This is a genomic window from Salinimicrobium sp. CAU 1759 (assembly GCF_054482715.1).
This window is the reverse complement of the sequence record NZ_JBTLRK010000003.1, coordinates 208457-233527: the sequence shown is the minus strand read 5'-3', so window position 1 is coordinate 233527 and position 25071 is coordinate 208457. Positions and strand designations below refer to the sequence as shown.

General features: G+C 41.8%; 25 protein-coding genes. 8 read left to right on the top strand and 17 right to left on the bottom strand.

The window, feature by feature from the left end; all coding sequences use genetic code 11:
• Window positions 1-74 precede the first annotated feature (74 nt).
• From ACXYMT_RS14295 to rsfS, 6 genes are all read right to left on the bottom strand, one after another.
• A complete protein-coding gene (locus tag ACXYMT_RS14295) occupies window positions 75-383 on the bottom strand; it encodes an acyl-CoA-binding protein (RefSeq protein WP_459059778.1) in 309 nt (102 codons plus the stop codon).
• Complete coding sequence (locus ACXYMT_RS14290; protein ID WP_459059777.1) at window positions 352-1005, bottom strand: phosphatidylserine decarboxylase family protein; 654 nt, start codon at window positions 1003-1005, stop codon at window positions 352-354. The genes ACXYMT_RS14295 and ACXYMT_RS14290 overlap by 32 nt, the downstream gene beginning before the upstream one ends.
• The gene (locus ACXYMT_RS14285; RefSeq protein WP_459059927.1) at window positions 995-1798 is read right to left on the bottom strand and encodes a phosphatidate cytidylyltransferase; all 804 of its coding nucleotides are present in this window, start codon (window positions 1796-1798) and stop codon (window positions 995-997) included. Before ACXYMT_RS14285 ends, ACXYMT_RS14290 begins: the two co-directional genes overlap by 11 nt.
• A 1-nt stretch (window position 1799) precedes the next feature.
• Entirely contained in the window at window positions 1800-2411 is a 612-nt protein-coding gene (locus ACXYMT_RS14280) for an LUD domain-containing protein (protein WP_459059776.1), read from the bottom strand.
• Between the two features lie 99 nt (window positions 2412-2510).
• The gene (gene ftsH / locus ACXYMT_RS14275) at window positions 2511-4565 is read right to left on the bottom strand and encodes an ATP-dependent zinc metalloprotease FtsH (protein WP_459059775.1); all 2055 of its coding nucleotides are present in this window, start codon (window positions 4563-4565) and stop codon (window positions 2511-2513) included.
• 17 nt (window positions 4566-4582) lie between these two features.
• On the bottom strand, window positions 4583-4954 hold the full coding sequence (gene rsfS, locus ACXYMT_RS14270; protein ID WP_459059774.1) for a ribosome silencing factor: 372 nt from the start codon (window positions 4952-4954) through the stop codon (window positions 4583-4585).
• Window positions 4955-5047: 93 nt separating this feature from the next.
• On the opposite strand from rsfS, the gene ACXYMT_RS14265 reads away from it, so the two are divergent.
• Window positions 5048-5779 carry a biotin--[acetyl-CoA-carboxylase] ligase gene (locus tag ACXYMT_RS14265; RefSeq protein WP_459059773.1) on the top strand — a complete coding sequence of 244 codons (732 nt, stop codon included), beginning with the start codon at window positions 5048-5050 and terminating at the stop codon, window positions 5777-5779.
• Here ACXYMT_RS14265 and ACXYMT_RS14260 read toward each other — a convergent pair.
• Both ACXYMT_RS14260 and pyrE read right to left on the bottom strand, forming a co-directional pair.
• On the bottom strand, window positions 5776-6168 hold the full coding sequence (locus ACXYMT_RS14260; protein WP_459059772.1) for an SRPBCC family protein: 393 nt from the start codon (window positions 6166-6168) through the stop codon (window positions 5776-5778). The two genes, ACXYMT_RS14265 and ACXYMT_RS14260, sit on opposite strands and share 4 nt — an antisense overlap.
• 3 nt (window positions 6169-6171) lie before the next feature.
• Window positions 6172-6813, bottom strand: coding sequence for an orotate phosphoribosyltransferase (gene pyrE, locus ACXYMT_RS14255; RefSeq protein ID WP_459059771.1), 642 nt, complete (start codon window positions 6811-6813; stop codon window positions 6172-6174).
• A 7-nt stretch (window positions 6814-6820) separates the two neighbouring features.
• Here pyrE and ACXYMT_RS14250 point away from each other — a divergent pair, with 7 nt between their 5' ends.
• Entirely contained in the window at window positions 6821-7450 is a 630-nt protein-coding gene (locus ACXYMT_RS14250) for an NUDIX hydrolase (protein ID WP_459059770.1), read from the top strand.
• On the opposite strand, the gene ACXYMT_RS14245 is transcribed toward ACXYMT_RS14250, so the two are convergent.
• Window positions 7412-9163, bottom strand: a complete 1752-nt coding sequence (locus ACXYMT_RS14245; protein ID WP_459059769.1) for a M14 family metallopeptidase — start codon at window positions 9161-9163, stop codon at window positions 7412-7414. The two genes, ACXYMT_RS14250 and ACXYMT_RS14245, sit on opposite strands and share 39 nt — an antisense overlap.
• Window positions 9164-9350: 187 nt before the next feature.
• Between ACXYMT_RS14245 and ACXYMT_RS14240 the strand changes: the two genes are divergently transcribed.
• Window positions 9351-11660, top strand: coding sequence for a TonB-dependent receptor domain-containing protein (locus ACXYMT_RS14240; protein ID WP_459059768.1), 2310 nt, complete (start codon window positions 9351-9353; stop codon window positions 11658-11660).
• 102 nt (window positions 11661-11762) lie between these two features.
• Here the strand turns inward: ACXYMT_RS14240 and coaD are convergent, their stop codons facing one another.
• Window positions 11763-12215: a pantetheine-phosphate adenylyltransferase gene (gene coaD, locus ACXYMT_RS14235; protein ID WP_459059767.1), complete on the bottom strand. Its 453-nt coding sequence runs from the start codon at window positions 12213-12215 to the stop codon at window positions 11763-11765.
• 38 nt (window positions 12216-12253) lie between these two features.
• On the bottom strand, window positions 12254-13231 hold the full coding sequence (locus ACXYMT_RS14230) for a D-alanine--D-alanine ligase (protein WP_459059766.1): 978 nt from the start codon (window positions 13229-13231) through the stop codon (window positions 12254-12256).
• Window positions 13232-13333: 102 nt separating this feature from the next.
• Here ACXYMT_RS14230 and ACXYMT_RS14225 point away from each other — a divergent pair, with 102 nt between their 5' ends.
• The 5 genes from ACXYMT_RS14225 (at window position 13334) to ACXYMT_RS14205 (ending at window position 20250) form a co-directional block, all read left to right on the top strand.
• Window positions 13334-13978, top strand: coding sequence for a PASTA domain-containing protein (locus tag ACXYMT_RS14225; RefSeq protein ID WP_459059765.1), 645 nt, complete (start codon window positions 13334-13336; stop codon window positions 13976-13978).
• On the top strand, window positions 13968-15023 hold the full coding sequence (locus ACXYMT_RS14220) for an RluA family pseudouridine synthase (RefSeq protein WP_459059764.1): 1056 nt from the start codon (window positions 13968-13970) through the stop codon (window positions 15021-15023). The genes ACXYMT_RS14225 and ACXYMT_RS14220 overlap by 11 nt, the downstream gene beginning before the upstream one ends.
• A gap of 104 nt (window positions 15024-15127) precedes the next feature.
• Window positions 15128-15889 (top strand): peroxide stress protein YaaA, encoded by a 762-nt coding sequence (yaaA, locus tag ACXYMT_RS14215; protein ID WP_459059763.1) that lies wholly within the window; start codon window positions 15128-15130, stop codon window positions 15887-15889.
• A 150-nt stretch (window positions 15890-16039) separates the two neighbouring features.
• Window positions 16040-19486, top strand: a complete 3447-nt coding sequence (locus ACXYMT_RS14210; RefSeq protein WP_459059761.1) for a pyruvate carboxylase — start codon at window positions 16040-16042, stop codon at window positions 19484-19486.
• 92 nt (window positions 19487-19578) lie between these two features.
• Window positions 19579-20250 carry a uracil-DNA glycosylase family protein gene (locus ACXYMT_RS14205; protein WP_459059760.1) on the top strand — a complete coding sequence of 224 codons (672 nt, stop codon included), beginning with the start codon at window positions 19579-19581 and terminating at the stop codon, window positions 20248-20250.
• A 130-nt stretch (window positions 20251-20380) separates the two neighbouring features.
• Here the strand turns inward: ACXYMT_RS14205 and ACXYMT_RS14200 are convergent, their stop codons facing one another.
• The 6 genes from ACXYMT_RS14200 to trpD all read right to left on the bottom strand — a co-directional run bounded on the left by ACXYMT_RS14200 (window position 20381) and on the right by trpD (window position 25068).
• Window positions 20381-20527 (bottom strand): hypothetical protein, encoded by a 147-nt coding sequence (locus ACXYMT_RS14200; RefSeq protein ID WP_459059759.1) that lies wholly within the window; start codon window positions 20525-20527, stop codon window positions 20381-20383.
• 80 nt (window positions 20528-20607) lie between these two features.
• Entirely contained in the window at window positions 20608-21375 is a 768-nt protein-coding gene (gene trpA / locus ACXYMT_RS14195; RefSeq protein WP_459059758.1) for a tryptophan synthase subunit alpha, read from the bottom strand.
• 68 nt (window positions 21376-21443) lie between these two features.
• Complete coding sequence (gene trpB / locus ACXYMT_RS14190) at window positions 21444-22625, bottom strand: tryptophan synthase subunit beta (protein WP_459059757.1); 1182 nt, start codon at window positions 22623-22625, stop codon at window positions 21444-21446.
• Window positions 22564-23277 carry a phosphoribosylanthranilate isomerase gene (locus ACXYMT_RS14185; protein ID WP_459059756.1) on the bottom strand — a complete coding sequence of 238 codons (714 nt, stop codon included), beginning with the start codon at window positions 23275-23277 and terminating at the stop codon, window positions 22564-22566. The genes trpB and ACXYMT_RS14185 overlap by 62 nt, the downstream gene beginning before the upstream one ends.
• Window positions 23277-24068: an indole-3-glycerol phosphate synthase TrpC gene (gene trpC, locus ACXYMT_RS14180; protein ID WP_459059754.1), complete on the bottom strand. Its 792-nt coding sequence runs from the start codon at window positions 24066-24068 to the stop codon at window positions 23277-23279. Before trpC ends, ACXYMT_RS14185 begins: the two co-directional genes overlap by 1 nt.
• A 10-nt stretch (window positions 24069-24078) precedes the next feature.
• Window positions 24079-25068, bottom strand: a complete 990-nt coding sequence (gene trpD, locus ACXYMT_RS14175; protein ID WP_459059753.1) for an anthranilate phosphoribosyltransferase — start codon at window positions 25066-25068, stop codon at window positions 24079-24081.
• Window positions 25069-25071: the final 3 nt, after the last annotated feature.

Below are 25071 nucleotides of genomic sequence, written 5' to 3'. Positions count from 1 at the left end.
ATTTCAAATGGGAACCTGGAATTTGGTGTATTTGATTTAAAGCGGCTATTTATAAGCGCATTGACCATTCACCACTATTCCTTTATATTTTCATTTACCAGCTTAATATAAGCTTCCTTCGCTTCCTGTATACTCATACCTTTGACCTGGAGCAAAGCATTGAGTTTAAATGCATTCTTTACGTCATTGTCGCCTGAAGGAATGTAGGCAGAGGTGTGTTCTGTAGCCTGCTTATAATAAGCGTACAGCTTTAACATAAGATCTGGAGGGAATTTTTGGGAAGTATTACTGGCTTTTTCGTAAGCCTTTTGGAATTCCCTGTCAACTTCTTCGGGAGTCATGACTACAGGATTAGGAAACTTTGGCAATGAGGCTAATTCCACCTTTAACTTTTTGATTCAGTTTAACTTCTAACGGGGTTCCAAGTGGAAGGAACACATCTACTCTTGAACCAAACTTGATAAAGCCGCTGTCGCTTCCCTGTATTACTTCTTCGCCTTCTTTGGCGTAATTCACAATCCTCTTAGCGAGGGCTCCGGCAATTTGCCTGTAAAGGACCTCTCCGGTAACTTCATTCTCAACCACAACTGTCGTACGCTCATTTTCTTCACTGGCTTTTGGATGCCAGGCTACAAGATATTTTCCGGGGTGGTATTTGCTGTATTTCACCACACCGCCAACAGGATGTCTTGTGACGTGCACATTAATGGGCGACATAAAAACAGAGACCATCAATCTCTTGTCCTTGAAATACTCTTTTTCAAAAACTTCTTCAATAACCACCACCTTGCCGTCTACAGGAGCAACTACATGTGCATCATTGAGTTCGGTTTCTCTTTTGGGATTTCTAAAGAATTGAACAATAAGGAAAAAAAGGAGGATCGAGCCAATGAGGATGGCTATACGTATCCAATAGGTGAAAATGAATGTATGGGCAAGTAGATTGACAACGATCAATAGGATCATTGCAACTCCCATTATTTTATATCCTTCTTTATGAAACATAGTTAAGTAGTTGTAAGTAGCCGTAAACAAAAGGGCTGGCAAATATAATACTATCCAGTCTATCAAACAGCCCTCCATGACCGGGCATTAATCTTCCACTGTCTTTTACGCCGGCCTGTCTTTTAAATTTTGACTGAATAAGATCTCCCAGGGTGCCAAAAATGCTCAAAATTATGGCCAGTCCCACCCAGGTATGTAAGTCCAACAAGCCGGTAAAAAAGTAGACCAGGTAAGCAGCAACGGCACTAAATAAGAGACCTCCCAGGAAACCTTCTACTGTCTTTTTTGGTGATATTCTTTCAAAGAGCTTCTTTTTTCCAAAGTTCTTACCTACAAGATAGGCAAAAGTATCATTAATCCAAATAAGGGAAAATATCCCTACAACCAGCTCAGGAGTAAAGTCTCCGGTGTAACTGGGGATTAGGGTGAGAAAAATCATTGAAGCAATGAGGTAGAAGATTACTATTACATACTTCTTCTTCTCAAAAAGGGGAATTTTATTAACCAGCATGAGGTCTTTCACCAGGAAAAGGTTAACAAAAATGGTGATCAATAAGAGGACCATCGTAGCATAGGGATTCCAGCGTAAATAACTGAAGATGTAAAAAAAAACAATGAGGAGAAAATAACCAAGGTAACTCTTAAGGTGAAGGAGACGCTGCAATTCCCGCAGACATATAATCCCAAATAAGAGGAAAAGAGTGGTGAAGGCAAACTCAGACGCGAATATGGAGACCACGAGTATAGATATGTACAAGACCCCCGATAAACCCCGAATAATACTTTCCTTCATGTTACAGATCTTCCAGAAGCAGCAAATATAGGTTTTTTGTGCTACTTCCATAACTCATGAAGTCTCCTTCCTTGTTGTTCTCGAAATTTTTAATAGTTGTAATATTGGAAGGAATACGATCTTTATTCTTGAATTTTATACCTCTAAGACCTTCTCCAATAGCATCGACAAGTTTACTGGTAGAGGCAAGGATAACAAAGTTGTAAGGTAACTCCTTAAGTTTCTTCTCCTTGATTTGGTTTGAAGAAATTAAGATAGAGCCATCGTTGGCAATTAAGTATTCACAAGTGCTCAGAAAAAAAGCTGCATCACCCGAAGTGGTGAATTCCAGGTTCTGGTCTGAAAATTTATCCCTTAAGTTCTGATCAAAACAACAAGTTTGCTTTTCATACCAGTCATTCTCCAACATAATGTTTTCGAATGTTTCAACTAACTCCTCGTTACTTTCACAATAAAGAAACTTGCCGCCATTGTTTTTAAAGTTGAGCATAAAACGCTCATCTGTAGGGAGCTTAACATCTGGCATGTACTTGCTACGGTCAGAATTTTCTACTTTATCCTGACCTTTGTCTGATTTAGATTTAGGGTTTAAGAAATTTCTAAATAGACTCATATAGGTTTTCAATTACTCTAAGTAGCATTTCAACCAAAGGTAAAAAATCTTAACTTACAGATTAGGATAAGTCAAGATTTTTTACAGGTAATTAAATAATTATTTTTCTTCGGAAGCAGGTGCGTCTGGTGCCTCTGAAGTTGCTGTGCTTCCCGGAACAGTTCTTTCGGTTACAGTTTCTTCCTGTGCGGGCACATTTTTTTCCTGGCTGTTACCGTTCATAATTTCGTCACGGCTTTTAAAAGGTCTCTTTCCAAAAATCTCTTCGAGGTTGTCTTTGAAGATGACTTCTTTTTCAAGGAGAATTTCAGCCAATTGGGTAAGCTTGTCTTTGTTTTCTTCCAGTAGCCTTATTGCACGTTGATATTGTTCTTCAATAAGATTTGATATTTCCTTATCGATCAACTCTGAAGTTTTTTCGCTGTATGGCTTGGTGAAGTTATACTCGCTTTGACCTGAAGAATCATGATAAGTTAAGTTCCCAACTTTCTCGTTAAGACCATAGACTGTCACCATTGCCCGAGCCTGCTTGGTTACTTTTTCAAGGTCACTAAGGGCGCCGGTGGAGATCTTGTTAAAGATCACCTTTTCGGCAGCTCGACCTCCCAAAGCAGCACACATCTCATCCAGCATCTGCTCCGGTCTTACAATAAGTCTTTCTTCTGGAAGATACCATGCAGCTCCAAGAGACTGTCCTCGCGGTACAATGGTTACTTTTACCAAGGGCGCAGCATGCTCCAGGATCCAACTAACGGTTGCATGTCCTGCTTCGTGAAAAGCAATGGCTTGTTTTTCTTCCGGAGTGATTATTTTATTCTTCTTTTCAAGTCCTCCCACGATACGATCTACCGCATCAAGGAAATCCTGCTTTCCAACTGCTGTTTTGCCTTTTCTTGCAGCAATAAGAGCAGCTTCGTTACATACGTTGGCAATATCGGCCCCCGAAAATCCAGGGGTTTGCTTAGCCATGAATTCAGTATCAAGTTCATCAGCCACTTTTTTAAGTGGGCGCAGGTGTACTTCAAATATTTCTTTTCTTTCTCTAACATCGGGTAGATCCACATAGATCTGTCTGTCAAATCTTCCCGCACGCATAAGAGCTTTATCTAAGACATCGGCCCTGTTCGTGGCAGCGAGTACAATAACATTGGTGTTAGTTCCAAAACCATCCATTTCTGTCAACAGCTGGTTCAGGGTATTTTCACGCTCGTCATTCGAACCTGAAAAATTACTCTTCCCGCGAGCTCTACCAATAGCGTCGATCTCATCAATGAAAATAATGGCAGGAGATTTCTCTTTTGCCTGCTTGAAAAGATCACGTACTCTCGAAGCACCAACTCCAACAAACATCTCCACAAAGTCAGAACCTGACAGAGAGAAGAAGGGAACTTTTGCTTCTCCGGCTACCGCCTTTGCAAGAAGGGTTTTACCTGTTCCAGGAGGTCCTACAAGAAGCGCTCCTTTTGGGATCTTACCACCTAAGGAGGTGTATTTATCTGGATTCTTTAGAAAATCCACGATCTCCTGTACTTCTTCCTTTGCACCTTCGAGACCCGCTACATCTTTAAAAGAAACTTTTACATCTGTATTTTGATCAAACAGCTTGGCTTTTGATTTTCCAATATTGAAGATCTGACCACCTGCACCGCCACCGGCTCCACCGCTCATGCGACGCATGATGAAGATCCAGATCCCAATGATAAGGATGAAAGGCAACAGGGTCAATAAAATATCCCCCCAAACATTTTGATGGGTTTCAAATACCACAGGGGTGTTGATATCAGTCTCTGCCTTTACTTCCCTTATATCATCCTCAAGATTTTGAAGATCCCCAAATTCAAATGTATAAGCAGGAGACTCTCCACCGGGAAATAATTCATCCTGGACAGCCTGCTGGTGTATTTCTTTTGCTTTTGCTTCTTCAGTCAGGAAAACCTTTGCCTGACTTCGATTGACAATCACCACCTTCTTCACATCTCCCTGTTCGAGATAATTCAAAAATTCAGCAGGATTGGTCTTGGCAGGCTCATTGAACCCGCTTCCGCTAAAGAAATTTATTCCGAGGAAGACCAGTATAATAGCAGCGTAGATCCAGTATGCACTGAATTTAGGCTTCTTGGGTTCTTTTTTATTTTTAGGTTGCTCTTTGGCCATGCGTTCTTTCTTAACTCTTAATAATTTGTTTCAATTGAGGTAGATTTTGCATCTCCCCAAAGACTTTCAATATCGTAAAATTCTCTAATGTGTTTCTGGAAAACGTGTACTACAACATTTACATAATCCATTAATACCCATTCGGCATTGTCAGATCCTTCTATTTGCCAGGGTTTATCTTTAAGAGATTTACTAACAGTCTTTTGAATGGAATTTACAATAGCGTTTACCTGCGTATTAGAGGTACCGTTGCAGATAACGAAGTAGTCACAAACAGTATTTTCAATTTCCCGTAGGTCAAGGATATCAATGTCATTACCTTTAACTTCTTCGATCCCCTTGATTATATGTGCAATAAGTATATCGTTGTTAGCTTCTTTTTTTGTCATTAAATTTATTTTCTTTGCGCAAAGTTATTACTTTTTAAGGTTTTTGAACCTTGGTTTTCATAACATTTAACTCCTGCATTATCTATTCTTCTTATGCACCTTATCAAAGTTGATGCCATCAACTCCACCAATTCTTTCGCCAGGGAACTTATAAAGGAGAACCCGAAATTGCCACTGACTTGTGTTGTGGCCAAAAAACAACTACAGGGCAGGGGACAGCGTGGGACCGTCTGGGAAGCCGAAGAGGGGAAAAATCTCACCTTTTCAGTCTTTTTGCCTAAACCGAAGATCGATCCTACCCATCAATTTCTGCTGAGTGCAACCGTAGCAACCTCACTTATTTCGGCTCTTGAAAAATTCGATTTACCCCGTCTCCGGGTAAAATGGCCTAACGACATCTTGTCAGCCAATCACAAAATAGCCGGAATCCTTATTGAGAACATACTGTCTGAGGGTAAAGTAATGGGATCTATAATAGGGGTGGGCCTTAACGTGAATCAGGAGGATTTTAAAGGTCTGCCACAGGCAGGCTCAATGAGAACTGCCAACAATTCTGAATTTAAAACAGATGAAGTGCTGCAAGTTGTACTGGAGCAAATGGAAGAAGGGTTCAGAGAACTTACAGAAGAAAATGCTGAAGTTATTCTAAACAATTACAAAAACCGTCTTTTTCGCAGGTTAGTACCATCCACTTTTAAAAAGCCGGACGGGAAGCTCTTTACAGGAATTATCATCGGGGTCACTCCCACGGGAAAACTTCTCGTGCAGACAGAAGAAGAAGTGACCGCCGAATTTGATCTTAAGGAGGTCAGTCTCTGCTATTAGATCCTTGAGAGATTTTCTGAAAGTGTATTGATAAATTTTTTCAACGGCCCTTTTACCATCATAGCCATCATGGTATTGAACTTGCCATGGAAAAAAAGTTGGGCCTCACTCTGGTTCTCTCCTAAAGAAGCTATTTCTACATCAAGTGAAAAATCAAATTTGTCTGATGTTGATCCAAGCTTAATATATTCAGGTTCTCTGGTTTCCTGTATTTGCAGTGCAATCTCGGGCATTCCCTTTAGCGCAAAAGCAAAAGTGTCCTCAGACTTTACTTCAAATTTCTCTTTGCTTTCAGGCATGATCTGCTCATAGTTGCCCACGTTGGTAAGAAAATCGAACAGCTCCTGCTGATTCTTTTGTACTGTTACTTTGTCACTCTGTAATTCCATAGCTTATTTTTTCCAGTTGGCCGGATCTTTACGCCAGCTTTTCAGGAGCTCGCTTTCGGCTTGATTTATATAATTTGTCTTTAGAGCCACCTCAAGGAGATATTCATAATTGCTCAAGGTGTGTAGCTCGATATTTGATTTCTTGAAATTGTCATTGGCAGTTTCAAATCCATAGGAGAAAATGGCAAGCATTCCTTTGATCTGGAGATTGGCCTCCTGTAGTGCTTTAACAGCATTCAAGCTGCTGTTCCCGGTGCTTATCAAATCTTCGATGACTACTACTGTTTGTCCTTCTTCGACTTTACCTTCAATTTGATTTTTTCGGCCGTGGGATTTTGCTTCAGGTCTCACATAAGCAAAAGGAAGACTCAGATATTCTGCTACCAACATTCCAATACCAATGGCTCCTGTCGCTACTCCGGCAATAACATCGGCTTTACCATAGAGCTGCTCAATTTGACGGGCCATATGCTCTCTTACAAAGTTGCGAATAGGAGGATAGGAAAGTATGACTCTGTTGTCACAATAAATAGGAGAGTTCCAACCGCTCGCCCACTTAAACCCTTGTTGTGCATCTAATTTTATTGCCTTAATTTGCAATAATAACTCAGCAGTTTTGCGAGCTGTTTCCTTGTCTAAAATCATACTGCAAATGTATAAAGTTTTTGTAAATGATGTTCCTATTATTCTCTCAACGAAAAAGGATTTAGGTGAAAAATATGTATCTATTCCGTTAAAAGAGGTTAAATTTAAGAGGATTATCAAAAAAATCAATAAAGGTAAACTGCTCTATGTAAACTTGTACCACGCTAAAAAAGAAAAGCTTTTAAAGCACCTTTTTAAGAAGTTACCTGTTGTTACTGCAGGCGGTGGATTAGTATTAAATCCTCACAATGAAGTCCTATTCATATATCGCAACGGCCGCTGGGACCTGCCCAAAGGAAAGGTTGAAAAGAATGAAAGTATTGAGACCGGTGCAATAAGGGAGGTCGAGGAAGAGACTGGTGTGAGGAATTTAAAGATCACAAAATTTCTTCAAACTACTTATCACGTATTTCAAAGAAAAGGCCGGTATAAGCTGAAGGTTACCTACTGGTACGAAATGACTACAGATTATAATGGTGAGCTTGTTCCTGAAGAAAGTGAAGGTATAATGAAAGTGAAATGGAAGGATATGGCTAAGGCGCAAAAGGCTCTGAAAAAATCCTATGCAAATATAAAGCTGCTGTTCCCGGAAGAGATCTTACCGGTTCACTCTAAAAATGGGATATCTCAAATGTGACCTCTCATAGTGTTCACTTTTTTTATGGATCCAATCAAGTTGAGCATACCAGTTGGCTGCAAAATCGGGTTCATTCTGCTTTTTCAAAAGAAATTCCTCTTCAATCTCGGGATGATCGTCGAGAAATTCTCTCGCGACATCTTCAAATACATAAGGTGAAAACCCCTCTTTTTGCTGAAGAATGCTGTCAAAGAAGTTCCAGCTGAAGAACGAATCTGGAGCCTGGGGCTCTAAGGTTGCCATGAGATATTTTGCCGCTTTCTGCTTTATGGGTACGAAGAAATCCCCTTTGCGAATACTCACTTTTTGCCTGCTGCTTTCTACTTCAATGTCATAATGAGGATAATGACCTTCATAGGAATTGCTTCTGGTCTTATAGTCCTTGATTCTGTACACTTCTAAGGTAAGACTGGTATCTTTTTCAAAAGGGATCATTTTCACATTGTTGAGCTCAAGCAGGTTTATTACCTGCCACCATGCCTGCGGTACAATGTAACCTTGAGGCGTCTTTACCTTCCGCGTTGGCAAAAAGTTATCATAGTAATCTACCGTTTTGATGAAGGGCCGGGTGGTATCATATGCTATTCTTTCAAAACCGGTCACCTCACTGGGAATTCTTTCGGCTTCATAACCTTTGAATTCGAGTGCAGAAATATTGCTGCTGTCAATTTTAAAATCCAAAGCATATTCATTCCTTGACTGGATTTCTTTAAAATCACGACTTCGCAGCTTCTTTATAACTTCTGCATCCTCGTCGGCAATGTCAATCATTGATCTCAAAAATTCATAGGTGCCTCTAACTCGCTTATCGTATGGCTTGAGCATGTGCGTTTCGATCATTACACCGAGTGTATTCCAGAGAGAAGTATACCCCGTAGAATAGCGGGGCGTGTCCAGGAATTGTGAAAAACCTTTTTCAGGCACATCTCCAAAAACGTTAACATAAGGAGTTATATCCCGGTCCTTTTTACGAAGAGCCTTTTCCAGGGCCGGTCGTAGATCTGTTTTGATATAGTTTCCAAGAGCACCGCCCATTTGATCATGCTGAGTAAATAAGTGAGTTAGCGTATACTGATAATCTGCACCATTACTAACATGGGTGTCTATAAAAACATCTGGATCTACAAGGTGAAAGATTTCATAGAAACTGCGGGTGTTTTTCGTGTCGGCTTTTATGAAATCCCTGTTGAGGTCATAATTTCTTGCATTTCCGCGGAAGCCATAGGATTTCGGTCCGTTTTGATTGGTGCGGGTGAAGGAATTGCGGTTCAAAGCTCCTCCAACATTATAAATGGGGATTGTGGCAATAACGGTATTTTCCGGAAGCACAATTGAATCCTGTGCAAGATCGCGAAGAAGCATCATGGTCGCATCAATTCCGTCGCTTTCCCCGGGGTGGATTCCGTTGTTGATCAAAACAATGCTGTGATCACTTCGCAGATCATCAAAGTCAAAATTTCTGTTACGGCTATATGTTACCAGGTGTAGTGGTTCTCCACTGTCAGTTTCTCCTATGCGCTTTAGGTTAATTGTAGAGTAGACTGCCGCCAAGTCTTCATAGAAGTCAATCACCTCGCGGTAAGTAGCAGTTTCCATTCCACCAGATTTTTCAAAGACAGTAGTGAAATCATATTCCTGCTCCAGTATATAATTCGAGAAATCACAGGAGCTAAGGCCAATTGTGAGTAATGCCAGAGCCAGTATCTTTTTCATGCAGGGATGTTTAGCAGCCGTAAACATAAAGAAAAACTTCAAAAGCATAAAGAAGTGCTAAGAAGAAAGCAGTTTTCCAAACCTTCAAAAAAAGCTTATTTTAGCTAAGGCTTCTGTTTCAGAAAAAAAACAGGTGCCAAAAATGTCATTTTTGAAACCTCCATTTAACCGAAAATTAAACTGCATCTTGAGAAATTACCTGTTTCTGCTATTTATATTTCTTTTCTTCGGAAATCTTTCTGCCCAAAATATTAATGGTGTCATTTTAGATGCCTTTACCAATAAACCATTGGAAGGGGTGAAGATAACTTCGGAAAACTCTAATGAAACGGCTTTTTCTGATCATTCAGGAGAATTTGCCATATTTGTAGAAGAACTTCCTGTAAAACTGGTTTTTGAATTCCCGAATTACACCCGCAAAAATTTACTGGTCGAGAACTACAACCAGGAGATAAGGCTGTTTCTTGCGCCTTCCGAAGGCTCTCTTTCCGAAGTTGTTCTTCGCAGTACGATCATTCCTCAGGAATTGCTGGAAACGCCGTCAGCTGTTTCTGTGTTGACTGGGGAGGAATTGGAAAGGTTTGATGAGACCAATATTATGCAGAACTTAAGCACAGTTGCCGGGGTGAATGTGCAACAGGGAGCACTTAATACAAATAAACTGAGCATTCGTGGGGTGGGTGCCCGTTCTCAATACAGTACTAATAGGGTAAAAGCTTATTTTATGGAAATTCCTATTAGCAGTGCTGAAGGCGAAACAACTCTCGATGATCTGGACCCGGCTGTTGTAGGGCGCGCCGAAATAATTAAAGGTCCCAGCTCGAGTGTCTATGGAGCAGGTTTGGGAGGGGTGATAACTTTATATCCGGCCAAAGCCCGGGAGCAGGGAACACGAACCGGGATAAAAGGCACCTATGGAAGCTATAACCTGATTCGTGGAACGGCCCAGGCTGGGCATGCTTCGGGAACTACTAATCTTGTAGCGACTTACAACCATGTGCAAACCGATGGTTGGCGTGATAATTCCAATTACAACCGGGATTCCTTTACTCTTTACGGGCAAATTGCCGGGGGAGAGAATCATGAAGTTTCTGTGTTAGGACATTTCGTGCGGCTTAAAGCTTTCATTCCGAGTTCCCTGGACAGGACAGATTTCTATACCAATCCTTCGGCAGCTGCTTTTACCTGGGCGGCGGCAAAAGGTTACGAATCCTATGATAAAGGATTACTGGGTTTTTCCTATAAATATATTTTTTCTGAGACACTTACTAATATTATAAGTCTTTATGGCACTTTTCGAGATGCTTATGAGCCAAGGCCTTTTGATATTCTCAATGAAGGCCAAACAGCTCTAGGAGCCAGAACGAAATTCAATCTGGAAGGAACATTTCTTGACCGTCCTTCCCAGCTTAGTTTCGGGATGGAGTATTATAATGAGTGGTACGACATTTCGACCTATGAAAATCTCTACCAACAATTTGGTAATGTAGGAAGTGTGCCCGGGTTCTACCTTAGTCATAACGAGCAGGACAGGTCTTACTATAACATATTTCTGCAATGGAACCTGCAGCTCCTCGAACGCTTAAAGTTGGAAGCCGGATTGAACCTGAATTCCACCTCGTATGAACTTACCGATCTATATGATGATGACAATATTGATCAATCGGGAAATTACCGATTTGATCAGGTCATCTCTCCCCGCATAGGGGCAGTATATTCTATAGTGCCCGGGAAGAATTTTTATGCTTCTGTTAGCCATGGATTTTCAACACCAACTGTTGCTGAAACTCTTACTCCTGAAGGCTTGATCAACACCGATCTTCAGCCGGAGACCGGCATCAACTATGAAGTTGGCTTTAAAGGAAACTTCCTGAACAACCGGCTCTACGCCGAAGTTGCTGCTTTTTCGATACAGGTCGATAATTTATTAGTAGCCGAGCGCGTAGCCGAAGATCAGTACATTGGCCGCAACGTAGGTAAAACAGATCACAATGGTTTGGAGCTTCTAGTGAACTACAATTTTCTGGTGTTTTCTGCTCTTCGTGCGCGCACTTTTATAAATGCAGCATACAACTCTTTTAAGTTTTATGAGTTCATTGATGCAGAAGAAGATTTTTCAGGAAATGATCTTCCGGCTGTTCCAAGGGAAACTGTGAATGCAGGCCTGGATCTTATAACCGACTTTGGCTTTACCTTGCGCTCTATCTACCAATTTGAAGGAGAAATGCCGCTGAATGATGCCAACACAGAATTTCGGGACTTTTATAATCTTGTTCACCTTAAAGCATCGTTGGAACCACTGGATATCTGGAGACCAAGGTTTATGAATTGCTGGGAAATTGAGCTTTTTGGAGGGGTGAATAATGTGCTCGATGAACATTACGCAGCTTCGGTCATTCCAAATGCAGTAGGTTTTGGAGGTTCAGATCCACGATATTTTTATCCGGGAATGCCACGGAATTTTTACGGAGGCTTGGGAGTGGGATATAATTTCTAAACTTTAAATTCCAAATTTCAAGCACCAAAATCCAGGCTCCGTCATATTAACTTTTGATTCCTATCTCCAATCCCAATTAACCAATCCCGAATTAACTCATCCCTATTTCCTAACAACATCCGGCACCATGAAGTAATAATCTCCACCATTGCGGATGACATCCCGAACAACAGTCGAGGAAATATGGCTTTTTCCTGAGGAAGTGATGAAGAATACCGTTTCTACTCCCGATAGTTTAAAATTTGTTTGCCCAATGGTTTTTTCAAATTCAAGATCGATTCCGTTACGAAGTCCGCGCAAGATGAATCGGGCATTTTGCTGCTTGCAAAAATCCACGGTCATACCTTTATAGGTTTCCACTTTGACCTTCGGTTCGTCTTTAAAGGTTTCTTTCAGGAAACGCACGCGATCTTCAAGGGAGAACATATATTTCTTATCAGAATTAACGCCAATAGCGAGTATGATCTCATCAAAAAGAAGGAGTCCGCGGTTGATGATGTCTACATGTCCCAAGGTAATTGGATCAAAGGAACCGGGGAAAACAGCTTTCTTCATTACAGAAAATTTATTCTAAAATAGGCATTTTTGACAACCTATTGTGCAAGGGCAGTCTCTATGGCACTTCCGAAAAGTTCTTCAAGAGAGATACCCGCAGCTTGTGCCTGTTGAGGTAATATACTTGCCTCGCTTAATCCCGGGTTTGTGTTCATCTCAATGAAATGCGGCTCGTTGTTATGAAAAATAAATTCAGAGCGAGAGAATCCTTTCATTTTCAGCTTCCGGTAGATCAGTTTTGCTATTTCCTGCACCTCTTTCGTTTGTTCTTCAGAAATTCTTGCAGGTGTGATCTCCTGAGATTTCCCCAGATATTTGGCTTCATAGTCAAAAAACTCATTTTCAGAAACTATTTCAGTAACAGGTAAAGCCAGTACCTCGCCTTTATGCATTATGACGCCGACAGAAACTTCTGTTCCGTCAAGGAAAGATTCGACGATAATTTCATCATCCTCCTTAAAAGCATGTCTTGTAGCCGGAATTATCCCTTCCCGGGTTTTTACTTTGGTGATCCCAAAGCTACTTCCTGCCTTATTAGCTTTGACAAAACAGGGTAATCCAACTTTCTTGATAATGTCATCGGGATCAATATCGTCATTTTTGTCTACAAAATAATTCACAGCAGTTTTGACGCCGTAGGGTTTGAGGACACTAATAAGGTCACGTTTGTTAAAAGTCAAAGCCGATTGGTAAAAGTCGCAGGAGGTCTGTGGGATATCCAGCAGCTCCAGGTAGGCCTGTAATAAACCATTTTCTCCGGGTGTACCGTGGATGGTATTGAATACGCAGTCAAAAGTTATAAGCTGCCCGTCTATAGTGACGGTAAAATCACTTCTGTTTATAGGATATGGCGTATCATTTTCTCCAATTACAAACCACTCTTTTTGCAGGATATGAACCCTGTAAGGGTTATATTTGCTGCGGTCAAGGTTTTTGTAAACTACGTTACCGCTGTTAATAGAAATACGGTATTCACTTGAGAAGCCGCCCATGGCTATGGCTACATTTTTCTTCATAATTAAATATGGCTCGGTTTTTTACGTTAACAAAAGTAGCGACTATTAAATGAATGTCTGCAAGACCACCTGTTTTTATATCTTTGTTTTTTAATTTAAACTATGAGTTTTTTCCGATTTCTCTTTAGCAAAACCTTTTTACTTCAATTGGTTTTGGCTGTTGTTGCGCTCGTTTTGATCGCATTTATTATTCTTACATGGCTGGATTTTTCCACCAATCAGGATCAAAGGATCACGGTGCCGAACCTTGCCCGCTTATCACTGGACAGGGTAGATGAGCAACTGAATGAGCTTGACCTGCGAAGGGAGATCCTGGATTCAGCTAATTATAATCCCGATTATCCGCCGTATTCTGTGATAGACCAGGTGCCGCTTCCGGGGAAACAGGTCAAAGAGAACAGGAAGATCTACTTAACGCTGAACCCGTCTGGGTTCACTAAAGTGGAAATTCCGGAGAACCTTATCCGCAGAACCCGCAGGCAGGTGGAGCCAACCCTGAGATCCCTGGGCTTTGAAATTGGAACTATCAGCTATAAGCCCGATGTGGCTAAGGATGTAGTACTTGAAATGCGACATAAAGGAGAGCTCTTAGAACCTGGAATGAAGCTCATGAAGACCTCTAAGATCGATCTTGTACTGGGAGATGGCTCCGGACGATATGGAATGGAAGAGGAACAGGAAGAAGGTGAAGCCACCGCCGAAGAACAAATTTTGAACGATCTGGAAGAGGAAGAATATGATTTCTGAAAATAACAGCCCCGAGCCCGAAGACAATGATGATGAGCTGTATGAACACCACCGGTTTGTAGCCGATAAAGGACAGCAGCCTTTACGGGTCGATAAATTTCTCATGAACTACATTGAGAAAGCAACCCGCAACAAGATACAGACTGCCGCCAAAGAAGGTAATATTCATGTAAATGAAGTGCCGGTAAAATCCAATTATAAGGTAAAACCCGGAGATGTGGTGCAGGTGCTGTTTGAGCATCCACCCTATGAATTTCTACTCACGCCCGAAGACATTCCGCTGGATATAGTATATGAAGATGATGCAGTGTTGATCGTTAATAAACCGGCGGGAATGGTAGTGCATCCGGGACATGGTAATTACAGTGGAACTTTGATCAATGCACTTGTTTACCACTTTGAAAATCTGCCAAAAAACAGTGACGAACGTCCGGGATTGGTCCACAGGATCGATAAAGACACGAGCGGACTCTTAGTCATCGCCAAGACTGAAAGAGCTATGACAAAACTTGCCAAGCAGTTCTTTGATAAGAGCAGCGAACGTGAGTATGTCGCTTTGGTATGGGGTAATGTGGAAGAGGATGAAGGGACCGTTGAAGGGAATATTGGTCGTCACCCAAAGAACAGGTTACAGAACACAGTGTACATGGGAGATGATGAGGACAAAGGTAAACCCGCTGTTACTCATTTTAAGGTCCTTGAACGACTTGGCTATGTGACCCTTGTCGCCTGCCGACTTGAAACAGGTCGTACTCACCAGATAAGGGTACATATGAAGCACATTGGCCATACACTTTTCAATGATGAGCGTTACGGTGGCGACAAGATCCTGAAAGGTACTACTTTCACAAAATACAAGCAGTTCGTTGAAAATTGCTTCAAGGTGCTTCCCAGACAGGCTCTGCATGCAAAAACATTAGGATTTAAGCATCCCGAAACCGGGGAATGGCTGAGTTTTGATTCCCCCATTCCACAGGATATGCAGGATTGCATTGAGAGATGGAGAAATTATGCTAAAAATCAAAAAGAATTCATAGACGAATAAGCTTTTTTGATAAGCCTATCAGTACTAATAAACGATCCCGGCAGGAAATCTTGTCGGGATTTGATATTTTTGAGGAGTAACAGAAAAATTTCTAAGCGAATTCCATGAAAATAGTAGTATCCCCCGCTAAAACTCTCGACTACAATTCCAAATTACCCACAACTAGAGGCACCCAGCCTTCTTTTTTAGAAACTACAGCTGCGGTTAACCGTAAACTTGCCCGCATGTCTAAAAAGGAGATCGCCGGGCTTATGGATATCAGCGATAAGCTGGCCGATCTTAATCACACCCGCTATCAGGAATTTTCTGAAGAACATACAAAGAAGAATTCCCGTCCTGCAGTTTATGCTTTTGCTGGGGATGTTTATACCGGTCTTGATGCTTATACTATTCCTTCTGAAAAGATCGATTTCATGCAGGATTCTTTGCGGATCCTTTCCGGCTACTACGGAATTTTACGGCCACTGGACCTAATCCAACCTTACCGTTTGGAAATGGGAACTTCATTATCTGTCGGGCGAAAAAAGAACCTATATGAACTATGGCAGGAAAAGGTGACAGAATTTTTGAATAAGGAATTAAAAGAGGGCGAGCTTTTTGTAAATCTTGCAAGTCAGGAATATTTTAAGGCTATTGATACTGCTAAACTCAATACACGTATCATTTCTCCGGTATTCAAGGATTTCAAGAACGGAAAATTGAAGATCATCAGCTTTTTTGCAAAGAAAGCGAGGGGTTCCATGGCAAGATATATTATAGAGAATGAGGCTGAGACCCTCGAAGCAGTTAAGGCTTTTGATTACGATGGTTATCGCTATTCGGCTGAAGAAACTTCTAAAGAGGACGAACCCGTTTTTACCAGGTAGCTTCAGCAGTAGTTTATTGTTAAAGTATTTCAAAAAGCGGTGCCTCACCGCTTTTTTCTTTTTAATTTCTGAAAAAAGCTAAGGTGTCAAAAATGTCATTTTTGGGATGCCTTCCGCAGCAGCATTAACCAATAAAAGCAACTTCAGAAAATGAAAATTAAAAAGGTTTTAGTAGCGAACAGAGGAGAAATTGCCATAAGGATCTTTAGAGCCTGTACCGAAATTGGATTGAGAACTGTGGGCATCTACACCTACGAAGACCGCTACTCCCTTCACCGCTATAAAGCCGATGAATCTTACCAGATTGGAGCAGACAAAGACCCTCTAAAACCTTACCTGGATATACAAGCCATTATTAAAGTGGCCAAAGAAAATGGAGTGGATGCTATTCATCCCGGTTATGGTTTCCTTTCTGAAAATGCCGAATTCGCTCAGCAATGTAAAGAAAACGAGATCATTTTCATAGGTCCTAAAGTGTCGGTGTTAAAGTCGCTGGGAGATAAAGTAAAGGCCAAGGAGGTTGCAGTAGCCAATGATATTCCTGTCATTCAAAGTAATGAGAAGGACCTCACTACAGTAGAGGTGGCTCTTGAAGAAGCCGAAAGGATAGGATATCCTGTTATGCTGAAGGCTGCTTCGGGAGGCGGGGGGCGAGGAATGCGAGTCATTAGATCCCAGGAAGACCTGAAGAATGGTTTTAATGAGTCCAGAAGGGAGGCAAAAAATGCTTTTGGGGATGACACTGTTTTTCTTGAAAAATTCGTTGAAGATCCAAAACATATAGAAGTCCAGATCGTAGGTGACCATCATGGAAACCTGGTACACCTTTTTGAACGGGATTGTTCTGTGCAGCGTCGATATCAAAAGGTGATAGAATTCGCTCCTTCCATGGGGCTGGACGAAAAGGTAAAAAAGAATCTATATGATTACGCGGTAAAGCTTTGTAAGGCTGTAGATTACAATAACATTGGTACGGTAGAGTTCCTGGTTGACAGGAGTGGGGAGATCTTCTTTATTGAAGTTAACCCGCGTATCCAGGTGGAGCATACAGTTACGGAGATCATTACAAATATTGATCTTGTCAAGGCCCAGATCTTTATTGCCGGTGGCTACAAATTAAGCGATAAGCAGATCAAGATTGAAAGTCAGGAATCCATGCAGATCAATGGGTTTGCACTACAATGCCGAATCACTACCGAGGATCCCACTAATGATTTCAAACCCGACTACGGCACGATCACCACCTATAGAAGTGCATCAGGATTCGGAATTCGGCTGGATGCCGGCAGTATTTACCAGGGAGTAAAAGTGTCTCCTTTTTTTGATTCCATGCTTGTAAAGGTTTCTGCCAGCAGCCGTACACTTGACGGGGCCTGCAGGAAAATGCGCCGGGCTTTGGCTGAATTCAGGATCAGGGGAGTAATGACCAACATCGGGTTTCTTGACAACATCCTCTCTCATCCAACATTTAGACAGGGAGACGTGACAGTTAATTTTATAAAAGAACACCCGGAGCTCTTCCAGATCAAGAAAACCAGGAACCGGGCAACTAAAATGGTGAAATTCCTTGGGGATGTGATCGTCAATGGAAATGAAGATGTCAAGAACCCGGAAAAAAAGAAATTCATTAAACCTGTTGTTCCTTCCTTTGATAAAAACGGTTATCCAAAAGGTACCAAGGACCTCCTGAATGAATATGGGCCCGAGAAATTTTCCCGTTGGCTTTTACATGAAGGAAAAGTGCATTACACCGATACTACCATGCGCGATGCGCATCAAAGTCTGCTGGCCACCCGTATGCGTACTTATGATATGGAAAAAGTAGCTGAGGGATTTGCACGAAATCTCCCCGAGGTCTTCAGCATGGAAATTTGGGGAGGCGCAACTTTTGATGTCTGTATGCGATTCCTAAAGGAAGATCCCTGGGAAAGATTGAGAAGATTTCGTGCCGCCATGCCTAATGTACTAATGCAAATGTTGTTGCGAGGTTCCAATGGTGTAGGTTATACGGCCTATCCCGATAACTTAATAGAAAAGTTTGTAGAACAGGCCTGGGAGAATGGGATAGATGTGTTCAGGATCTTTGATAGCTTGAACTGGATGGAATCTATTGCTCCATGCATAGAGCATGTGAGAAAAAGAACTAACGGACTGGCCGAAGGAACTATTTGTTATACGGGAGATCTTATGAACCCAAAAGAATCCAAGTATAATTTGGATTACTATGTGCAGTTGGGAAAAGACATTGAAAATGCCGGTGCCCACTTAATAGGGATCAAGGACATGGCAGGAATTCTAAAACCCGATGCTGCTTACGAGTTGGTATCGGCGTTGAAGTCGAGGATCAATATTCCACTTCATCTTCATACCCATGACACTTCTTCCATACAGGCGGCTACTTATCTCAAAGCAGTAGAGGCGGGAGTAGATGTGATCGACGTTGCCATTGGCGGTCTCTCTGGATTAACCTCTCAGCCTAACTTTAATTCTATTGTTGAAATGCTGAGGTTTCATGACCGCGGCAGAGCTATAAATGCAGATAAACTCAATGAATACTCCCACTATTGGGAGGCAGTGAGACATTATTATTATCCTTTTGAATCAGGTTTAAAAGCTGGATCGGGAGAAGTGTATAAACACGAGATCCCGGGAGGGCAATACTCCAATCTCAAGCCACAGGCGGAGAGCCTTGGTTTGGCTGATAGGTTCCACGAGATCACCGAAATGTACAGCAAGGTAAATGAACTTTTTGGGGATATTATTAAAGTAACCCCCAGCTCAAAGGTGGTGGGAGATATGGCGCAGTACCTGGTGAGCAATAATCTAACTATAGAAGATGTGCTTGAGAAGGGAGATGAAATTTCCTTTCCGCAATCGGTGAAGAGTTTCTTTAAAGGAGATCTGGGACAGCCTCACGGTGGTTTTCCCGAAAAGATACAGAAGATCGTACTTAAAGATGAAAAACCCTATACCGAAAGACCCAATGCACATTTAGAACCTATTGATTTTGAAAAAGAGTTTGAAGAATTCAAATCCACCTTTGGAGAAGGAATGGGCAGGGATGTCGAAATAACAGATTTTCTTTCCTACAAACTTTATCCTAAAGTATTTACAGATTTCTACAATCATCATGTGGAGTTTGGCAGCGTGATGAACGTTCCGACCAAGAATTTCTTCTATGGAATGGAGCCGGGAGAAGAAATTATAGTAGAACTGGACCGTGGAAAAACCCTGTTGATTGAATTCCTTTCTGTAGGTGAAACCAATGATGACGGAATGTCGAAAATATTCTTTAAGGTTAATGGTCAAACCCGAGCCGTAGATGTTAAAGATAACTCTGTAAAAGTAGAGAAAGTAGTACATCAAAAAGTGGATAAAAACGACAAGAAACAAGTGGGTGCACCATTGCAGGGAGCCTTATCTAATATTCAGGTGGAGCCGGGTCAAAAAGTGGAAAAGAATCAACCGCTCTTTGTCATTGAAGCCATGAAAATGGAAACTACTATTACAGCCAACGCTTCGGGAGAAGTAGATAAGATCGTACTCAAGGAAGGAGATATGGTTTACGCAGATGATCTCGTTGTTGTACTAAAATAGTATTGAGATATGAGATATAAGATGTGAGAAAATATTTTGTAGTCCTATTAAGCCCCCTTCAGGGGGTTGGGGGTAATTTTAAATCTTGAATTTTGAATCCGGAATTATTTCATCATAAACATCCTTACAAACCTTTTATTCCTGAAAATGCCACAAAACTGATTGTCGGTACGCTGCCCCCGCCGCGGTTTACTACAAGGGAACTGAAGGAAGGGGACGTGGATTTTTGCTACGGAAGCCGCGATGGAATGCTGTGGCAGATCATTGACCGGATCTTCAACCTCGACCTGAAATTCGAGAACACTCCCGAAGCTGTGAAGCAACGTCAGGAATTTTTAGCGAGTAAGGGTATCGGGATCTGTGATACTGTGGAAAGTTGCAGGAGGGACAAAGTTGATGCGTCCGATCTGGGAATGCTTCACGTTGAGCTCCGGGATCTTATAGGGATTTTGAGAAAGCACCAAAAGATAGATACGCTGCTGTTCACCGGTGGCAACAGTAAGAATGGGCCGGAATTCTTCTTCAGGAAAATGTTGAAAGAGCAGAATATAAAAATCAAGGTGATCTCCAATGATGTGCCGCGGGTACATCAATTCCTGCTGGATGGACGTTCTATTAATACGGTCTCACTTACAGCGCCATCGGGTTCTGCAAACCGGGCTATTGGCAGTATGGAACTTTATAAACACTTAAAAAAACAAGACCCTGAATTCAATACAATTGATTTCAGGGTCTTGCAATACCGTCAATTCCTTGAGGATTAGACGGACTCTTTTTCAAGCAAATCTTTTATTTGTTGAGGCTTAGTGGTAAATCTTTTTCGTGGAGGTCGCAGCTTACCAAAAGTACTAAGCGGCAATTTTCCGCTTTTAGTCCTCTTTTCTCCTTTTTCCATTACTTTTTGTTCTGTTGGTCCTTAATGGTTCTTTCCTCAATATCAAAATCATTAGTATTGATATCGCGGTTTCCAATTTCACCTTTTAAAGGATCATTATCACTCTGCCTTTTTCTCTTATCATGTTTATCTGAAATTCGTCCCATAACGTTCGTTTTTAAGTTCATTTCAAGATAAGGAAAATGAGAGGTTTTCTCTATTAAAGCATTGTTAATAAGGAGGGTAATTATCTTATGGAGATTATAAAATCACCTATTTTCGAGGTGCCGCTATCAGTGAGGTTCTTGATAAAAGCACTTCCAATTATGGCTCCGTTTGTCACTTCCGTAGCCTGTTTAAAGGTCACTTCATCTTTGATCCCGAAGCCCACAATAAGAGGGTTCTTTAATCCCATTTTTGACACCCTTGCAAAATATTCCTTTTGCTCGTCGCCAAAGCCTTTTGTGCCTCCTGTAACTGCGGCCGTGCTCACCATATAAATAAATCCTTCGGAAGCATTATCGATCTCTCTAATTCTTGCTTCGGAAGTCTGGGGAGTGATAAGGAACACCGGAAGCAGATCATACTGCTGAAAGATCTTTTTATACTGAAGTTCATACTCTTCCAGCGGAAGATCGGGAATGATAAGTCCGTCAATACCGATCTCGCTACATTTGCGGCAGAATTTCTCCACTCCGTACTGAAGGATTGGATTAAAATAGCCCATGATCAACAACGGAATCTCAATACTTTCCCTGATGTTCTCCAGCTGTGAAAAGAGTTTATTTGTGGTCATGCCACCTTTTAAAGCAGCCTCCGAACTTCTTTGAATCACCGGGCCATCTGCCAAAGGATCGCTAAAAGGCAGCCCAATCTCCACCATATCCACTCCGCTGTTTTGCAGTTCCTGTAAGATTTCCACTGTATCTTCAGGTTGAGGATATCCTGCTGTAAAATAGATGGAAAGCAGCTTTTTAGAAGAGTTTTCCTGTAGTTTTTGTTTTATTCTATTCATGTTTAGTCTGTCAAGATATTTCAATCAGATCTCACAGGTTTCAAAAACCTGTGAGGTCTCAAATTTTATTACAAATTGAAATGTTCAATGTAAGTATTGAGGTCCTTATCCCCACGGCCCGAAAGATTGATCACAACCACTTCATCTTTCTCAAATCTACGCTTCTCAAAAATGGCTAAAGCATGGGCTGTTTCTATGGCCGGAATTATTCCCTCCAGCTTGCACAACTGCAAACCGGCCGCCATAGCTTCTTCATCGGTAACAGAAATAAATTCTCCGCGTCCCGTCCTGAATAAATTTGCATGCATAGGTCCCACACCGGGATAATCGAGCCCGGCCGAAATAGAATAAGGTTCGGTGATCTGTCCGTCGTCGGTTTGCATCAGTAATGTTTTGCTTCCGTGGATGATCCCTTCCTTTCCAAGAGCAGAAGTAGCGGCACTTTTTCCGGTAAGAATTCCTTCTCCGGCAGCCTCTACAGCTATGATATTCACCTTTTCATTATCGAGATAGTGGTAGTAAATCCCTGCAGCATTACTGCCTCCGCCCACACAGGCCACAACATGATCTGGCGCTTCACGGCCTTCTTTCTCCTGAAGCTGTTTTTTCACCTCTTCAGAAATTACGCTCTGGAACCTGGCTACCATATCTGGATAAGGATGAGGTCCAACGACCGATCCAATGATGTAATGAGTATCCACCGGATTATTGATCCAGTCACGGATAGCTTCGTTTGTGGCGTCTTTTAAAGTTCGGCTTCCCGATGTTGCCGGCACCACAGTAGCTCCCAGCATCTTCATTCTGGCCACGTTTGGAGCTTGTCTTTTAAGATCGATCTCTCCCATATACACGATGCACTCAAGGCCCATAAGTGCGCAGACAGTGGCAGTAGCAACACCGTGTTGACCTGCACCGGTTTCGGCAATAATTCTGTTTTTCCCCAGGCGTTTAGCCATGAGGATCTGTCCAATGGTGTTGTTGACCTTGTGAGCGCCCGTGTGGCAAAGGTCCTCCCTTTTTAAATAGACTTTTGTGCCAAACTTCTCGCTGAATCTTTTTGCAAAATACAGCGGAGTAGGTCGCCCCACATAATCCTTCAGCAGCTGACGAAATTCCTTTTGAAAATCTTCTTCCTGCATGATCTGCAGATAGCGGGAACGCAGTTCCTCCACATTCGGGTATAACATTTCAGGAATAAAGGCGCCGCCAAAATCCCCGTAATATCCTTTTTCGTTTACTTGATAACTCATATTTTTTCTTGTAAAGCTGATCTTTAAATAACTTTAAAGCTTCAGCGTCTTTAACTGCCGGGGCAGTTTCAAATTTACTGTTCACATCTATCGCGTATAACAGGTGTTCCTTTTGCCTTTTTTGGAAAGTATTGTACAATTCTGTCACGGCAGCTGCATCGCCGGGTCCAATCCCGCCACTCAGAAAAAATGGGGTAGTGGAAGGATAGTTTTTTAATACTTCCCAATTGAACATGATCCCGTTTCCACCTTTGCTTTTTCCTTTGGTGTCGAAGAGAAAAAAATCTACCACGCCTTCGTAGGGCTTGAGATTATCGAAGTCAAACTCTTCTTTGATCCCAAACACTTTGATCAATTCAATTTCTTCTGAAAGTTTCTTCTTAAGATTTTTACAGAATTCGGGACTTTCCTCTCCATGCAGCTGAATGGCGGAAAGTTCATATTTATCGACTTTTTTCAGGATCTCTTTTTCGGAAGCATTTACAAAAACACCTGTTCGTTTGATCTTTTGATCCACCTTAAATATTTCACCTGCAACATTCCGCGGGGAACCTTCAAAAAAAATGAGTCCCAGGTAATCGGGCTGTAAAGCTTGGATGCTGCTCATATTTTCCGGCTCCCGCATGCCGCAGATCTTTAATTTCAGGTCCATCAGGCTTTAATTTTTAGTTCCTCAATAAATTCTGAAGCGTTTTTCCCCGGATCTTCTGTCTTCATAAAATTTCCTCCGATAAGAAAACCCTTAAAACCGCTTTTTTGAAGCTCTACAATTGCAGCAGTATCACTTATCCCGCTTTCAGAGATCTTGACGTAGTTGTTCGGGATCTTTTCTGCCAGATCTTTGCTGGTTTGAAGGTCAACCTCAAAATTTTTCAAATTCCTGTTGTTGACCCCTATCATATCTACAGTGTCAAAAAGGGCATTTTTGAGCTCCTCTTCATTGTGTACTTCCAATAATACTTCAAGACCTAGTTCTTTTGCCTTTTTTGAAAGCTTTTTGATCTCATCCGGCTTCAGGATGGCCGCGATCAACAAGATCACATCTGCACCCATGGCTTTTGCTTCAATGATCTGGTATTCGTCGATCATAAAATCCTTCCGAAGCAAAGGTAACTTTACAGTTTCTCTTGCTATTGCAAGATCATCCAGGCTGCCACCAAAGAATTCCTCATCTGTAAGCACAGATAAACCCGAAGCACCCGCAGTTTCGTAGCCTTTCGTCACAATGGCAACATCGGCTTCAAGATTGATCTCTGGATGAGATGGAGAGCGGCGTTTGAATTCGGCTATAATACCTGTAGAAGATTTCTGAAGATTTTCCTTCAGGGAAAGGCATTTTCGATGAAAGTGTGGCAGGAGTTGTAGAGATTCGGCAGGAACTTCTTCTTTTAAAAAGGCTACTTCTTCTCTTTTTCTTGCTGCTATTTTGTCCAGTATATTCATTTGGTTCTTCCTAATTTAATTGCTGTAGTTTCTTAAGAGCATTCAATGCGCGACCAGATCGCAGACTTTCCTTAGCTTCAAAAAAGGCATTTTCGAGTCCTGTGTTTTTTGCTGTGTTTATGGCTACCGCAGCATTTGCACAAACTACATTCTCCTGTGCTGCAGTTCCTTTATTGCTCAGCACGTTCATGAAAATTTCTGCCGCCGATCCTATAGAGTCGCCACCCGAAATTTGAGATGCTTTTATTGTGTCAAGATCAAAATCGGCCGGGCGCAGCATAGCTTCAGCGTTATTAGTGATCATTTTAGTATTCCCGGTAAGGGAAATTTCGTCATAACCGTCTAAGGCGTGTAGAATTGTAAAATTCTTATCGGTTTTCTGGTAAAGATAAGCATACATTCTCGCAAGCTCCAGGCTGTAAACTCCGACCACCTGATTCTTTGGAAAGGCCGGATTTACCATTGGTCCCAACATATTGAAAAAAGTCTTCACTCCCAGGTTTTTCCTGATTGGTGCTACATTTTTCATGGCCGGATGAAAGAGAGCGGCATGCAGGAAGCAAATTCCGGCTTCCTCCATACTTCGTTCAAGAAAATCCTGCTCATTGCTGAATTTAATTCCCAGGTGCTCCATGACATTCGAACTTCCGCAGCTGGAAGAAACACCGTAATTTCCGTGTTTGGCGACCTTTACCCCGGCCCCTGCCGTAACAAAAGAAGCGAGGGTAGAAATGTTGAAAGTGTCCTTTCCATCGCCGCCTGTTCCGCAAAGATCGATGGGGTCGAATTGCGCAAGATCTGTAGCCAGACACATTTCCAGAAGCGCATCTCTAAACCCTTCCAATTCCTGAAGCGTAATGCTGCGCATCATGTAAACGGTCAAAAAAGCGGCAATCTGACTTTCGTTGAACTTCCCGGCCGAGATATCGACCAGAACACCTCTGGCTTCTTCTTTGGAAATCGTTTCGTGGTTGATCAACCTGTTCAAAATTTCTTTCATCCT

What these genes read in the sequence shown, in the direction of transcription:
- ACXYMT_RS14290 (WP_459059777.1), bottom strand. Translation starts at nt 1,005, where the DNA reads ATGTTTCATAAAGAAGGATATAAAATAATGGGAGTTGCAATGATCCTA.
- ACXYMT_RS14285 (WP_459059927.1), bottom strand. Translation starts at nt 1,798, where the DNA reads ATGAAGGAAAGTATTATTCGGGGTTTATCGGGGGTCTTGTACATATCT.
- ACXYMT_RS14280 (WP_459059776.1), bottom strand. Translation starts at nt 2,411, where the DNA reads ATGAGTCTATTTAGAAATTTCTTAAACCCTAAATCTAAATCAGACAAA.
- ftsH (WP_459059775.1), bottom strand. Translation starts at nt 4,565, where the DNA reads ATGGCCAAAGAGCAACCTAAAAATAAAAAAGAACCCAAGAAGCCTAAA.
- rsfS (WP_459059774.1), bottom strand. Translation starts at nt 4,954, where the DNA reads ATGACAAAAAAAGAAGCTAACAACGATATACTTATTGCACATATAATC.
- ACXYMT_RS14265 (WP_459059773.1), top strand. Translation starts at nt 5,048, where the DNA reads ATGCACCTTATCAAAGTTGATGCCATCAACTCCACCAATTCTTTCGCC.
- ACXYMT_RS14260 (WP_459059772.1), bottom strand. Translation starts at nt 6,168, where the DNA reads ATGGAATTACAGAGTGACAAAGTAACAGTACAAAAGAATCAGCAGGAG.
- pyrE (WP_459059771.1), bottom strand. Translation starts at nt 6,813, where the DNA reads ATGATTTTAGACAAGGAAACAGCTCGCAAAACTGCTGAGTTATTATTG.
- ACXYMT_RS14250 (WP_459059770.1), top strand. Translation starts at nt 6,821, where the DNA reads ATGTATAAAGTTTTTGTAAATGATGTTCCTATTATTCTCTCAACGAAA.
- ACXYMT_RS14245 (WP_459059769.1), bottom strand. Translation starts at nt 9,163, where the DNA reads ATGAAAAAGATACTGGCTCTGGCATTACTCACAATTGGCCTTAGCTCC.
- coaD (WP_459059767.1), bottom strand. Translation starts at nt 12,215, where the DNA reads ATGAAGAAAGCTGTTTTCCCCGGTTCCTTTGATCCAATTACCTTGGGA.
- ACXYMT_RS14230 (WP_459059766.1), bottom strand. Translation starts at nt 13,231, where the DNA reads ATGAAGAAAAATGTAGCCATAGCCATGGGCGGCTTCTCAAGTGAATAC.
- ACXYMT_RS14225 (WP_459059765.1), top strand. Translation starts at nt 13,334, where the DNA reads ATGAGTTTTTTCCGATTTCTCTTTAGCAAAACCTTTTTACTTCAATTG.
- ACXYMT_RS14220 (WP_459059764.1), top strand. Translation starts at nt 13,968, where the DNA reads ATGATTTCTGAAAATAACAGCCCCGAGCCCGAAGACAATGATGATGAG.
- yaaA (WP_459059763.1), top strand. Translation starts at nt 15,128, where the DNA reads ATGAAAATAGTAGTATCCCCCGCTAAAACTCTCGACTACAATTCCAAA.
- ACXYMT_RS14210 (WP_459059761.1), top strand. Translation starts at nt 16,040, where the DNA reads ATGAAAATTAAAAAGGTTTTAGTAGCGAACAGAGGAGAAATTGCCATA.
- ACXYMT_RS14200 (WP_459059759.1), bottom strand. Translation starts at nt 20,527, where the DNA reads ATGGGACGAATTTCAGATAAACATGATAAGAGAAAAAGGCAGAGTGAT.
- trpA (WP_459059758.1), bottom strand. Translation starts at nt 21,375, where the DNA reads ATGAATAGAATAAAACAAAAACTACAGGAAAACTCTTCTAAAAAGCTG.
- trpB (WP_459059757.1), bottom strand. Translation starts at nt 22,625, where the DNA reads ATGAGTTATCAAGTAAACGAAAAAGGATATTACGGGGATTTTGGCGGC.
- ACXYMT_RS14185 (WP_459059756.1), bottom strand. Translation starts at nt 23,277, where the DNA reads ATGGACCTGAAATTAAAGATCTGCGGCATGCGGGAGCCGGAAAATATG.
- trpC (WP_459059754.1), bottom strand. Translation starts at nt 24,068, where the DNA reads ATGAATATACTGGACAAAATAGCAGCAAGAAAAAGAGAAGAAGTAGCC.
- trpD (WP_459059753.1), bottom strand. Translation starts at nt 25,068, where the DNA reads ATGAAAGAAATTTTGAACAGGTTGATCAACCACGAAACGATTTCCAAA.